Origin of the sequence: Virgibacillus subterraneus, assembly GCF_900110695.1 — a bacterium.
Lineage (GTDB): Bacteria > Bacillota > Bacilli > Bacillales > Amphibacillaceae > Lentibacillus > Lentibacillus subterraneus.
Window position 1 is genome coordinate 1339589 of record NZ_FOEH01000001.1, and the last position, 13459, is coordinate 1353047.

Below are 13459 nucleotides of genomic sequence, written 5' to 3' on the forward strand. Positions count from 1 at the left end.
TTTATCTAATCGTTCTTCTTGGGAACTATCCCAATTGTGCATCTTGAAATACATATGAGATCATCATTTTCATCAACAATGTTAATTTCCCAGACCATCGTTGTTTTTCCAATGTGAACTGGAGTTCCTTTTGCTGTTACAATTCCTTCACGCTTGCTTTTAACATGGTTTGCATTAATTTCAATTCCAAATACATTAAATTCTTCGGGGTTTATATTCATATATGCACCGATACTTGCGGCAGTTTCGGCCAATGCTACGTTTGCGCCTCCATGCAGAAAACCTGCTGGCTGATGTGTTCGATGGTCAACCGGCATTGTCATGATAACCAGATTTTTATCAAGGGATGTCACTTCTATACCAAGTGACTCCATTAGAGTGTTTGATAGATCCATTTAAAAGCTCCTTTTTAGAGGTTGTTCAAAAAGTCCGGTAAAAATGACGCATCGAATTTCGTCGTTAGCTTGCTTTTCCGTTGCTCATGTATTAAAAGCATACATTCCGCTACTCAAAGCTACGCTGCCTCGAACTCCTCGGTCATTTTCATCCTCCTTTTTGAACACGTACTTTTAGATAAAATTACTGATTAATAAAGATATACCGAGAAGAAAACCGTAAATGGTATTCGTTTTTCCGGTTGCAACCATTGCTGGAAGCATTTCAATTGGCTGAGATTTACCTTGAAATTTTTTGACAACATCAATTGCTTTAAAAATCCCCAATAACGCTATCACAGACCATATTGGAAGCATTCCGAGAATAATGTATACTGTTGTCAGGGCAAAAGCCACAGTAAATAATAATGCTAAGCATCGGACAGCATTTTTTCTTCCGATTAAAATCGCAATCGTTTTCCGTCCGTTTTCTTTATCTCCATCCAAATCACGAATGTTATTGGACATCATAATGGCCCCAATAAAAATAGCTATCGGGATTGAAACCCAAATTACTGTGCTTGTAAGTGTCTGCGTTTGGATGAAATAACTGATTCCGATAATTACGGTTCCCATTAAGAATCCTGAAAAAATTTCACCTAATGGAGTATATGCAATTGGTAAAGGTCCACCTGTATATAAGTAGCCAAAGAGCATACATACTAATCCAATGATAGCTATCCACCAGCTTGATTCAATACAAATATAAACACCTAGCAAAATGGCAATCCCGAAGAAAGTGAGTGCCAATCGTAATACGGTTTTGGGTGAAACACCATCACGAACGATCGTGCCACCAATACCAACAGATTCTTCATTATCCAGTCCACGAGCGAAGTCATAGTACTCATTAAACATATTTGTAGCGGATTGAATTAACATAGATGCCAGCAGCATCGCTAAAAATAAAAAGATATTTATACCATGATCAATAAGTGCCAGCATTGTTCCAACAAAAACCGGAACAAAAGAAGCAGTTAATGTATGCGGACGCAATAGCCTCCACCATATTTGGAATCCGCTTTTTTCGTTAAGTGCCTGTTTAATAGTAGATTTATTTGATGATTCCACGGATGTTCTCTCCTCTGTTTGTTCGCAGTTAAAAAGTATAATGCTTTTTAACTGGATAAGTACAACTAAGTCATTTGTCATTAAAGTTTAATGTTAAGCCAAGATCTCTAAATATCACATTAACATATTTAGTTTAGGCAATTCAGCAAGGGGTGTCAATTGGAAATATTTCATTAAACCGCCATAATAAAAGTCAATCCTTGAGAAACAGGCAAAAAGAGAATAAAATAGATATGGTACTTTGTGATTGTTTAAAGTTACGGAGGTTAAGATTGATGATAGAAATTAAAGAAGAGCTGATTGAATCGCTACTCGAAAAAGCGATTGATCAAGCTAAATCAAATAATAAGACACAAATGATAAGTATGACAAAAGAAATAAATGAGACAGATCCACTTCGTTTTTTTGAATCTGCTAAAAAATTGGGAATGGATCGTACTTTTTGGACAAGCACTTCAGAACAGTTTTTTATAGTGGGCGTCGGAAGTGCGTTTCAGATTGATGCTAATGAGTACCGTTTTCAAAATACCGAAAAACAATGGAAGAAACTATTGCGGGATGCAATTATTCATAATCCGTACAAGGTTCCTGGAACAGGTATGGTTACCTTAGGTGGTATGTCTTTTGATCCAAGCATACGAAAGTCGGACTTGTGGAGAAAGTTTGGTCATAGTTCATTTACGATACCAAAGTTTATTTTAACTGTAAATGAAGGGAAGTATTATGTAACAACAAATGTGCAAGTGAATCAGGGTGATCATTCCAGGCAGCTAGCTAATGGAATTAAACACGCTGAAGAAACGTTAATGTCTTATTCAACAACTCTTCCAGACCAAACAAGAATACATTCAAAGGATGAAATTGCGCCACAGCAATGGATGGATACCGTTGAACGTGCAACTGAAAAAATTAATCAAGATGAAGCTGAGAAAATAGTGCTTGCTCGTGAAGTAAGAATTAAGTTGACGGGCGATGCATCGATTACTGCAGTTTTGGATAAATTTATATCTTCACAGACAAACAGTTTTATTTTTGCATTTGAACGTGATGGAGATTGTTTTGTCGGGGCTTCACCAGAAAGGTTGGTCAAGCTGCAAAATCAACAATTACTTTCAACTTGTTTAGCTGGAACTGCACCAAGAGGGAAGACAAAAGAAGAAGATAGAAAGATCAGCTATAAACTTTTACACGATGAGAAAAATCGCAGTGAACATGATTTTGTTGTAAATATGATTAAAAATGCAATGGAACTTTATTGCACTTCTATTCAAATTCCAAAGGAACCAGTGATTTATCCGCTTAAAAATTTACAGCATTTATATACTCCAGTCACTGCTACTTTAAAGAAGGGTTACAGTATTTTTGATATTATACAACAACTGCACCCAACTCCAGCCTTAGGAGGTGTTCCGCGCGAAGAGTCACTTAAATTTATTCGTGAACAGGAACAACTGGATCGTGGCTGGTATGGCGCGCCAATTGGCTGGCTGGATTCTAACCAGAATGGCGAATTTGCTGTTGCAATCAGATCTGGTCTGATTCAAGGTGATGAGGCATCACTCTTTGCAGGGTGTGGTGTTGTGAAGGATTCAGATCCACAAGCTGAATATGAAGAAACAAATATTAAGTTTCTGCCAATGCTGTCCGTTTTAGGAGGCTAATGATGGATTATACAGAAGTATTAACACGATATATTGCAAACTTTGTGGACGAACTGGTTCAGAGCGGTTTAACTGATGTGGTTATCTCACCCGGTTCCAGATCAACGCCATTGGCAATGACAATGACAGAACATCCTAATATGAACCAGTGGGTAATTATTGATGAACGTTCGGCTGCTTTTTTTGCATTAGGATTAGCCAAAAAGAAAAATCGAGCAGTAGCAATTGTCTGTACATCTGGTACTGCAGCTGCAAACTATTATCCAGCTATTGTGGAAGCACATTATGGGCGCGTTCCTTTAGTAGTTTTAACAGCTGACCGTCCACATGAATTGCGTGATGTAGGAGCACCACAATCGATTGAGCAGATCGGATTGTACGGGTATTATGCTAAGTGGTTTCACGAAATGGCATTACCTGAAGGAGATTCTAAAATGCTTGAATATGCTAGAAGTAAAGCATCACGTGCAGTAAATACTGCTTTAGATGGTAATGCAGGTCCTGTCCATTTAAATTTTCCATTGCGTGAGCCACTAATTCCGGATTTTACTGTAACTAATTTGTGGGGACTGCAGGATGATAAAGCATATTACCCTGTATTTAATGGGGAACGAAGGCTACATTCTGATCAGTTGAATCAACTAATCCAGAAGTTACAGTCACACCAAAGAGGGTTAATTGTTTGTGGTCCACAACTGGATAAGGAATTTGCTGAGGCAGTCGTACAGCTTGCTGCATCATGGCAAGTTCCAATTCTGGCTGACCCGCTATCACAGGTGAGATCTGGTCAGCATCATAAAGAACAGGTGATTGAGGGGTATGATGCAATATTACGAAATGACTTGATTCGTAAACAACTGAAGCCGGACTTTATTATTCGGTTTGGAGCAATGCCCGTGTCCAAAGCCTACCTCTTTTATGTAAAAGAACATTGTGAAATTCCTCAGTATATCGTAGAAAGCGAAGCAAGTTATCGTGAACCAGCGGGCAATCGAACTGAATTTATTTATGCTGACCCGGAATTATTATGCAATGATTTGGCTGCTGCAAATATAACGTTTGACGGGAAATGGCTGGAAAAGTGGCAATCTATGAATCAGGTTGCCAAAAAACATCTCCTGGAACAAGATGATTCAGATATGCTTACAGAAGGAGACGCTACGAGAGTTCTCATGGAGGCTATTCCCGATGAGAGTAGCTTGTATGTCGGTAACAGTATGTCCATTCGGGATGTGGATACTTTTTTCATGACGACACCTAAAAGGATAAATATACTTGCCAATCGTGGTGCTAATGGTATTGACGGAATGGTGTCAAGCGGGCTAGGTGCAGCTTCAACAGGTGATCCTGTTACGTTGTTACTTGGCGATTTATCGTTCTTCCATGATTCAAATGGGTTATTGGCTGCAAAGCAATATAAGCTAAACATAACTATACTATTAGTTAATAACAATGGTGGTGGCATCTTCTCTTTTCTGCCACAAGTAAATTATCAAGATCATTTTGAGGCACTATTTGGCACCCCAATGGATGTTAACTTTCAACATATCGTTGAAATGTATGGTGGAAACTATGCTGATGTTAACAGCGATTCAGAGCTAAGAGATGCGCTACAGTCAAGCTACGAGAGTCAGGGATTGTCGGTGATTGAAGTGAAGACTGACAGAAGCGTAAATATGGAATGGCATAGAAGCAAATGGCAGGCAATTGAGAGTGAACTGTTGAATTAAAGGATGATTCTGTGTATTTTAAGGTAAATGATGCATCATATTGGTATAAAATAGATGGTGAAGGTGAAGGCGAGGATACAATCGTGTTTTTGCACGGTTTTACAGGTACTGCTGCTACTTGGACTTCTTTTATAAATGACTGGCAGGATTATTATCAGATTCTTACGATTGACCTTCCGGGACACGGAAAAACAACTTTAGATACACCAAGAACAATGGAAGAATGTTGTTCTGACTTAGTACATTTATTCGATTACTTAAAGCTGGAAAAAGTTCATCTTGCAGGCTATTCTATGGGCGGAAGGACGGCATTATCTGTAGCAATGCTTTATCCGGAACGAATTAAGTCATTGATGCTTGAAAGTGCTTCACCTGGCCTAATTTCAGATAATGACCGGAAGAGCCGTCTTAATCATGATGATAAACTTGCCAGTCGTGTTGAACAGAATGGGGTTGAGTCATTTGTAGAATTCTGGGGGAGTATCCCTCTATTTAAGACACAGAAAAGCTTGCCAATCAATATTCAAAAGCAGATCCGTGATGAAAGGTTATCACAATCTGCGGACGGCCTGGCTTATTCGCTTCGTTATATGGGGACAGGCCGACAGCCGTCCTGGTGGGGTCAATTACAAGATATTACTATTCCTGTACTGTTACTCGCTGGTGCCTATGATCAGAAATTTATTGATATAAATAAATCGATGTCAGAACGTATTACATCAAGTAAACTGGTCATTGTTGAAAATGCCGGTCATGCAATTCATGTGGAACAGCCAGGAATTTTTGGTAGAATAGTAAATGAGTTTTATAATTCAATACAGTAGTAGTAAACTACATAGTTACTTTTTAAAGGAGGAAAATAATGACTGTACAATGGGAAGAAGTTCGAGAGTATAAAGAAATTACGTATGAAAAGTATGATGGTGTTGCAAAGGTAACGATGAATCGTCCCGAAAAACACAATGCATTTACACCGCTAACGGTAAATGAAATGATCGACGCTTTTGTTGATGCACGTGATGACTCATCAATCGGTGTTGTTATATTGGCTGGTGCTGGCGATAAAGCATTTTGCTCAGGTGGAGACCAATCAGTGAGAGGGCATGGCGGCTATGTTGGTGATGACCAGGTGCCGCGTTTGAATGTTCTTGATTTACAAAGGTTAATCCGCACCATTCCAAAACCAGTTGTGGCAATGGTATCTGGTTATGCTATTGGTGGTGGCCATGTACTGCATGTTGTTTGTGACCTGACAATCGCTGCAGATAATGCAGTGTTTGGTCAAACTGGTCCAAAAGTAGGCAGTTTTGATGCAGGATATGGAGCAGGTTATTTAGCACGTATGGTTGGTCATAAGCGTGCACGCGAGATCTGGTACTTATGCCGTCAATATAGTGCCGAAGAAGCATTTCAAATGGGCATGGTAAATACAGTAGTTCCACTGGACAAGCTAGAGGATGAAACACTTCAATGGTGTGAAGAAATGCTTGAGAAATCACCAACAGCTCTTCGCTTCCTAAAGGCATCATTTAATGCAGATACAGATGGGTTAGCTGGTTTGCAGCAAATGGGCGGAGACGCAACACTTCTTTACTATACAACTGAGGAAGCAAAAGAAGGACGCGATGCATTTAAAGAGAAAAGGAAACCAGACTTTAAGCAATTTCCACGCTTTCCGTGATTATAATATTTTTTTAAGAGAGACCTTTGCTTATGATAGGCAAAGGTTTTTCATTTACTGATTGAGGAGGTCAGCATTATGTCTGAAACAATCCCACATTGGCTGACAAAGCAAGCAAATATTGCTCCAGATCAAACTGCAATTGAACTGGAAAATGGAACTTTCTTTACTTTTTTGGATTTAAAGGAAAAAAGCCAACATTTTGCTCAAAAATTAGCACAATTAGATATAAAACAAGGATCACATGTTGCCATTTTATCTAACAATAATGTTGATATGGTAATTGCAATACATGCACTGAGTTATCTTGGGGCTGTTGCGGTCATGTTTAATACTCGTTTAACTGAAGAGGAATTAGAATATCAGATCAGCGATGCAGAAGTTTCACATGTACTGGCTGAAAATAATAATACAAATTTCAGTGTACCAGTATATACATTTTTCAAAGTTAACTCGCTTCAGGAAAAGATAGTTGAGTTGCGAAAGGAAATTAACTTAGAAGACAGATTCACTATTATTTATACATCAGGTACCACAGGATTCCCGAAAGGTGTAGTTCATACTTATGGCAATCACTGGTGGAGTGCAATAGGTTCTATGTTGAATCTGGGCCTAAATAATAATGACAAGTGGCTTAATGCATTACCTATTTTTCATGTTGGTGGTCTGTCTATTTTTGTCAAAAGCGTTATTTATGGGATGCCTGTTTACTTAGTTGATAAATACGATAAGAGAAGTGTACATGATGCGATTATGTCAAAGGATGTGACAATTGTTTCTGTTGTTACCCTTATGCTAAGGGAACTTGTTGAGTACCTTGGTGACAATCTCTTACCAGATACCTTTCGTTGTGTGTTGCTTGGAGGTGGACCAGCGCCAAAGTCACTCTTAGAACAGGCAAAATTTCGTAATGTTCCTGTGTTCCAATCTTACGGAATGACAGAAACGTCATCACAAATTGTAACTTTAAGCCCAAATGATGCTTTGGACAAGATAGGTTCTTCTGGAAAGCCATTATTCCCAGCCCAGTTGAAAATTGATGCAGCAGATAAATCAATTGGTGAGATATACGTAAAGGGCCCAATGGTTACAACTGGCTATTATAAGAATGAAGCAGCAACAGAAAAAACGCTAAATGATGGGTGGCTAGCTACTGGTGACCTGGGTTATCTTGATGATGATGGTTTTTTATATGTTGTCGATCGACGAAAAGATCTTATAATATCTGGTGGTGAAAATATATATCCCACTGAAATCGAGAGCGTCTTGTCTGAGATGGATGCAGTCCAGGAAGCAGGTGTTGTCGGAAAAAACGATGATAGGTGGGGACAGGTTCCCATCGCGTTTATTGTTACAAATGATAAAACTGTTTCGGCTGAAGCTATACTGGAATTCGCCAGTCAGAAACTAGCTAAATACAAGCTGCCAAAAGAGATTCGTTTTATTGATAAGCTCCCGAGAAATGCGTCAAATAAAATTGTGAAAAGTAAATTGTTATAGTATATTGCGGAGTGCTCATTTCGTAAGTTTTGTTGCTTTTAAGTGTGGCAGTTGATATAAATGCGACATTGCGAAATAATATTGAAAAATATTCGAGTGCTATGCACTGCTCCGGAAATACACTTCGCTTTCCCGCAGGAGTCTTCGTGTATTACCTGCGCTCTCATGGAGCTTCGGGCAGTTGGCTCCCGCGGAAAACGACTGCCCGAAGCGGAAATGAGCATGCTTCAGTGTCGCAGTCATATCAATAGCACCTATCTTTGTCATTACACTAGTTGAAATGAGGACATCCGTTATTTCTAAGCAGTTAAAAAAGTATAAATACTTTCTTACTGCATAAGTACAACTAATGCAATCACCATTAAGACTGGCGAGTGCTGAGTTTTCTAAGAATAGACTGCCTTAATTAATGAAATCCAGTCACCACAGCGGTTAACAAGTAATTTTGAATTTCCACAAATTTATCGATATTTTGTTGCCACTACTGCGGCTTGAGAAACGAATGTAGTTACACAAAGTATTATTTTTGAAAAAAATACAAATGTCGTATGACCAACAGATGAAAGTGACCACTTACAAAAGCATTGTCTATAAATAATTTAGCGGACATGAGGGACCTTATTTTATGGAAAACAAGCAATATTAAGGTTTAAGCGGACACCAGATACCTTATTTGCTAGAATTACTTCTATTTCACTTGGATATATGTTAAATAAGTGCTCCTGTGTCCGCTAATCAGATGAAAGCAAATGACGTTTAGTTTATTAACAGCTATTAAAATGAAAAAAGGCTTGTAGAAAAACAAGTCTTTCTAACAAAGGGTGTCCTTCTTACTTATACAATCGAATGCCGGAGTGAAAAAGTGGCATCTTGACAACATTTTTTTGAAAATATGAATTTTCATTGAAAATGATTCTCAAAGTCATTGACTTATATCCAAAAACCAAATAAACTGTATATATAATGCAATGTGAAAAATTGTGCATGTACATACTAAATTAGTTGTATATGTAGTGAAAGAATGCAGACATGGGGAGAGATTCCAATGCAAACATTAACAGCGAAGGATTTAACACTTGGCTACGGCGAAGATATAATAATAGATGATTTAAATATAACAATACCAAAAGGCGAAATTACAGTATTAATTGGTGGAAATGGCTGCGGGAAATCTACTTTGTTACGCTCATTAGCTCGTTTACTTAAACCGAAAAGCGGAGACGTTGTGTTAGATGGTGAACATATTGCAAAAATGGGAACGAAGGATGTTGCTAAAAAGCTTTCCATTTTGCCGCAGGGACCTGTAACACCAGAGGGCTTATCCGTAATGGAGCTTGTTAAACAAGGAAGACATCCATATCGCGGATTCTTAAAGCAGTGGTCTAATGACGATGAAAATGCTGTTAATAATGCACTTGAAGCAACTAATATGATGGAGTTTAAGGATCGTTCAGTTGATTCGTTATCTGGAGGTCAACGTCAGCGAGCATGGATTGCAATGACTTTGGCACAGGAAACGGATACGATATTGTTAGATGAACCTACAACATACTTGGATATGACACATCAAATTGACGTACTTGACTTATTGTTTGAGCTTAATGAAAAAGACGGGCGTACTATTGTAATGGTACTGCATGATTTAAACCTTGCCTGTCGTTATGCTCATCATATTGTGGCAATCAGAGATAAACAGGTTTTTGCTCAAGGTAAACCAGAAGAAATTGTTACATGTAAACTAGTTCATGAAGTTTTTCAAATGAAGTGTGATGTGACATTTGACCCTATGTTTGGTACACCAATGTGTATTCCACATGGAAGAGGACGATGTATTTATGCTAATGGAGCAGGAGCCTCACAATCAGCAATTAACTGAATAAAATCGTAAAGTGGCCCATCAGTCTTCACGGATTGATGGTTTTTTTTAATTTATTCATACATTTATCCCATGCTTTTGAGGCAAATTATGAGCAGGAGGTGCTGTATGGAGAAAAAGAAATTTTATATTAACTTAGGAAGTCAAGAGATATCTCAAATAAAATATGATAATAATGAAGAGTTTGTCATTCATGCAACAGAAGATGAGGTACGAATCTTACGCGATAAAATGGATGATATGTATAACGCTGATTATCGTGCATTCTTTCGAGCACATGTGCCTATTATGCCATATCATAATGACAGCTCGAACGATGATTATGACATAGGCATAACAGAAGCTTTTCAAATGATTTATGATTTGGGTGATGAGACTACCAAAAAACATATAGATAGTATGGGTGTTCTCTCAGACGGACACGAGTGAGGCTAAAACGGAATAAGAGTACCCCTCTTATTCCTATTTTTTTAGAAGAAAGTTTATAGGACTAGAAAAAAAGGAATAGTATAACAGAACGTTCTTATATATAAGTACGAAGGGAGCGAAAAATATGAATAATAACATATACCTTAAGTATTTAAAATGGGTTATCAGTTGTGCTATTATTTTGCCATTATTTTTTATGATCCAGACAACCGAAGTTCAAACTGCATCAACAGTTGAATATAGTAATAATCATGAAAATTCTAAGGTAAGTGCACAAACGTTAAAAAAGGAAAACCCTGAAAAGCAACTTTCTCATGACCGGATTGTCTCCCTTACAAACCAGTTTATGAAAACACTCGTACAGAATATTGACAGTAATAACAAAGTCGTCAATTTTGATAGGAAGAAGGAGTTGCTAGAGGAGTTTGAAAAAGTAACCACCAAAAATGTAGCTTCTGAATATGTTGATTATTATTACAGGAGTAAGCCAAGTGGGTTATATATAGTTCCCACTGAAACTCCGCCATGGTTTAACGAAAAAAATGACTATGATATGATAGAAAAAGAAAGCAATGTAGTTAAAGTTGTGCAGGAAAATAAATCTGATTTAGATGGATCGTATACGGTGAAAATCGAATTCACATATAATGATAAATGGAAAATAACAGACATCGAATATTAATGCTACTAGTCGAATATGAAAGCAGTTGAAATAATGTATACATTCAAAGATTATTACCATAATGAAGTAAAGCTATCATTTGATGACCACCCTTTTTCAAAAAAACCGAAACATGTATGGGTTATTTGTAAATTAAAAGATGATTGGCTACTAACCAGACACAAGGACCGCGGATTGGAATTTCCGGGTGGGAAAGTAGAAAAGGGTGAAACCGCACAGGAAGCAGCTGTTCGAGAGGTCATGGAAGAAACTGGAGGAACTATTGATTCAATAAGGTATATTGGACAATATTATGTTGCAGGTAAAGGTGGTAACATTATTAAAAATGTCTACTTTGCTGAAATTAAAGAACTAATTCCTCAAGAGACCTATTATGAAACAGAAGGACCTGTTATGTTAAAAAAGGTTCCAGAGAATGTCAGGCAGAATAAATTGTATAGTTTTATTATGAAAGATGGAGTTTTATCATACTGTATGGAGTTCATAAATAGAGAGAAAAACTAAAATCGCCCATTACAGGCGATTTTTAGTTTGTATTTTTAATAAACCATCTCTCTAAACGTTCTGCGATTTTGTACATGATTACAGCACACAGGGCAATTACTACCAGAATGGATATAACGAGTGGAAAGTCAAACTCTTGAAAGCCCCTAATGATTAGATATCCTAATCCTTCTTTTGAAATCAGGAACTCTCCAACGATAACTCCCACCCATGATAAACCTACATTTACTTTTACGATTGATAACATTGCAGGTAAGGATGCCGGGAATACGGCTTCTCTAAAGACCTGTCTTCTATTAGCACCGAAGCTTTTTAATACTCTTTCATAGTTTGGGTCAACCTCGAGAAAGGCAGTATATATAACAAGGGTGGTAATGGTTGCAGAAATGATTGCACTCATAGCGATTGCAGATACATAGTCAGGACCAATTGCGACGATAAAGATGGGGGCAAAGGCAACCTTAGGCATTGCATATAAAACAACTAAAAAGGGGTTCATTATTCTGGAAAGCCGCGATGATGACCATAATACAGTAGCGAATATAATCCCCACGATGGTTCCTAATAATAAGCCCAAAACAGTTTCAAACAATGTAATCTGTAAGTGGGAGGTTATTTTCCCATTAGAAAACATATTCAGTAATATACTGAAAATTTCAGAAGGAAAACTAAATATCAACGGATTTATCCAATCCATTCTGCTGGCTATTTCCCAGAGAGCGATAAAGGAGACAAGTATAATTAATTGCCACAAGAAGATGATTTTTCTTTCATTATTTACTTGGTTTTTATAATTTTTATATAATTGATTATCTGAACTAAACATCATTTTGGTGACCCACTATCTTTGTTCCCGGCGTGTTTGGTTCTATCTCTTGCCAGATTTTTTCGAATAGTAACTGGTATTTCGGATGTCTTCGTACTGAAAATGGTGCTTCATCTCGTAATTCCAAAGGGACTTCGAATGTTTTTTCAATTGATCTAGTATTAGCATCCATTAGGATTATACGGTCACTCATAGCAATAGCTTCACCAATATCATGGGTTACCAATATTGTTGTTTTGTTGTACATTTTAAGAAACCGTAACATTAAATCTTCCAGCTTTACCTTAGTTTGATAGTCGAGTATTGAAAATGGTTCATCTAATAATATAATTTTTGGATCAGTTATTAATGTACGAATTAGAGCAACTCGCTGACGCATTCCCCTTGATAAGGAACTTGGATATACATGAGTTACATTTATTAATCCAGCTTCTTCTAAAAGATATGATGCTTTACCTTTTATTGCTTCTGTTTGATTATTACCAATTTTAGGCCCAATAAGTACGTTATCAATTATTGTTTTCCAAGGGAATAAATAATCTTGTTGGAGCATATAGCCTATTGCCGGTTCAGATTTATTGATTGGTTGCTGTTGTATTAACACCTCTCCTGTTGATTGCTTGATAATTCCTGCTATTATAGATAGTATTGTTGACTTTCCGCAGCCATTGGGACCTAAGAGGGTAACAATTTCTCCCTCTTTGACAGAAAAAGATATATTGTCGAGTGTTTTTATATGATTTTTTTTTGAAAAGTAATGGTGTGAAACGCGATCTAAGGTAAGAAAAGTCATGGGCTTCCCTCCTAAGCTGATTTCGAAGTATTTAAACTCAGCTATTCGTGCATTGGTTTTCCAAAGATAAGCAAAAAAACATTAACATACATCGGTATATTCATTTTTTATTCGCATATTCCAGGTTGTATTTTGTCATCATAGCCTATGCGATTTAAAAAAATTGTGTGAATGCCTATATGTTAGAGACAAAAAACAAAAAAAACCGCCCTCGAAAAATCGAGAACGGTTGTCAGCATGTGCTGTCAAAACTTTTCCTTCATATATTAAAA

General features: G+C 37.3%; 13 protein-coding genes. 9 read left to right on the top strand and 4 right to left on the bottom strand.

What is annotated here, in order from left to right:
- Positions 1-5: 5 nt before the first annotated feature.
- The gene (locus BMY13_RS06290; RefSeq protein WP_092492159.1) at positions 6-395 is read right to left on the bottom strand and encodes a hotdog fold thioesterase; all 390 of its coding nucleotides are present in this window, start codon (positions 393-395) and stop codon (positions 6-8) included.
- Positions 396-569: 174 nt separating this feature from the next.
- Positions 570-1505 carry a 1,4-dihydroxy-2-naphthoate polyprenyltransferase gene (locus tag BMY13_RS06295; RefSeq protein WP_092492160.1) on the bottom strand — a complete coding sequence of 312 codons (936 nt, stop codon included), beginning with the start codon at positions 1503-1505 and terminating at the stop codon, positions 570-572.
- A gap of 275 nt (positions 1506-1780) precedes the next feature.
- Between BMY13_RS06295 and BMY13_RS06300 the strand changes: the two genes are divergently transcribed.
- The 9 genes from BMY13_RS06300 (at position 1781) to ytkD (ending at position 11568) form a co-directional block, all read left to right on the top strand.
- The gene (locus BMY13_RS06300; protein WP_092492161.1) at positions 1781-3166 is read left to right on the top strand and encodes an isochorismate synthase; all 1386 of its coding nucleotides are present in this window, start codon (positions 1781-1783) and stop codon (positions 3164-3166) included.
- 2 nt (positions 3167-3168) lie between these two features.
- Positions 3169-4896, top strand: coding sequence for a 2-succinyl-5-enolpyruvyl-6-hydroxy-3-cyclohexene-1-carboxylic-acid synthase (gene menD, locus BMY13_RS06305; RefSeq protein ID WP_092503331.1), 1728 nt, complete (start codon positions 3169-3171; stop codon positions 4894-4896).
- A gap of 11 nt (positions 4897-4907) precedes the next feature.
- Positions 4908-5720, top strand: coding sequence for a 2-succinyl-6-hydroxy-2,4-cyclohexadiene-1-carboxylate synthase (menH, locus tag BMY13_RS06310; RefSeq protein ID WP_092503333.1), 813 nt, complete (start codon positions 4908-4910; stop codon positions 5718-5720).
- A 38-nt stretch (positions 5721-5758) separates the two neighbouring features.
- On the top strand, positions 5759-6577 hold the full coding sequence (gene menB / locus BMY13_RS06315) for a 1,4-dihydroxy-2-naphthoyl-CoA synthase (protein WP_092492164.1): 819 nt from the start codon (positions 5759-5761) through the stop codon (positions 6575-6577).
- 78 nt (positions 6578-6655) lie between these two features.
- The gene (locus BMY13_RS06320) at positions 6656-8077 is read left to right on the top strand and encodes an o-succinylbenzoate--CoA ligase (protein ID WP_092503335.1); all 1422 of its coding nucleotides are present in this window, start codon (positions 6656-6658) and stop codon (positions 8075-8077) included.
- Between the two features lie 1045 nt (positions 8078-9122).
- Positions 9123-9953 (top strand): ABC transporter ATP-binding protein, encoded by an 831-nt coding sequence (locus tag BMY13_RS06325; RefSeq protein WP_092492166.1) that lies wholly within the window; start codon positions 9123-9125, stop codon positions 9951-9953.
- A 108-nt stretch (positions 9954-10061) separates the two neighbouring features.
- Positions 10062-10382 carry a hydrolase gene (locus tag BMY13_RS06330; RefSeq protein ID WP_092503337.1) on the top strand — a complete coding sequence of 107 codons (321 nt, stop codon included), beginning with the start codon at positions 10062-10064 and terminating at the stop codon, positions 10380-10382.
- A gap of 124 nt (positions 10383-10506) precedes the next feature.
- Positions 10507-11064, top strand: coding sequence for a hypothetical protein (locus BMY13_RS06335; protein WP_092503339.1), 558 nt, complete (start codon positions 10507-10509; stop codon positions 11062-11064).
- Between the two features lie 33 nt (positions 11065-11097).
- Complete coding sequence (gene ytkD, locus BMY13_RS06340; RefSeq protein ID WP_092492169.1) at positions 11098-11568, top strand: RNA deprotection pyrophosphohydrolase; 471 nt, start codon at positions 11098-11100, stop codon at positions 11566-11568.
- Between the two features lie 22 nt (positions 11569-11590).
- On the opposite strand, the gene BMY13_RS06345 is transcribed toward ytkD, so the two are convergent.
- Positions 11591-12397: an ABC transporter permease gene (locus tag BMY13_RS06345; protein ID WP_092503341.1), complete on the bottom strand. Its 807-nt coding sequence runs from the start codon at positions 12395-12397 to the stop codon at positions 11591-11593.
- Positions 12387-13187: an ABC transporter ATP-binding protein gene (locus tag BMY13_RS06350; RefSeq protein ID WP_092503344.1), complete on the bottom strand. Its 801-nt coding sequence runs from the start codon at positions 13185-13187 to the stop codon at positions 12387-12389. Before BMY13_RS06350 ends, BMY13_RS06345 begins: the two co-directional genes overlap by 11 nt.
- Between the last annotated feature and the right edge of the window lie 272 nt (positions 13188-13459).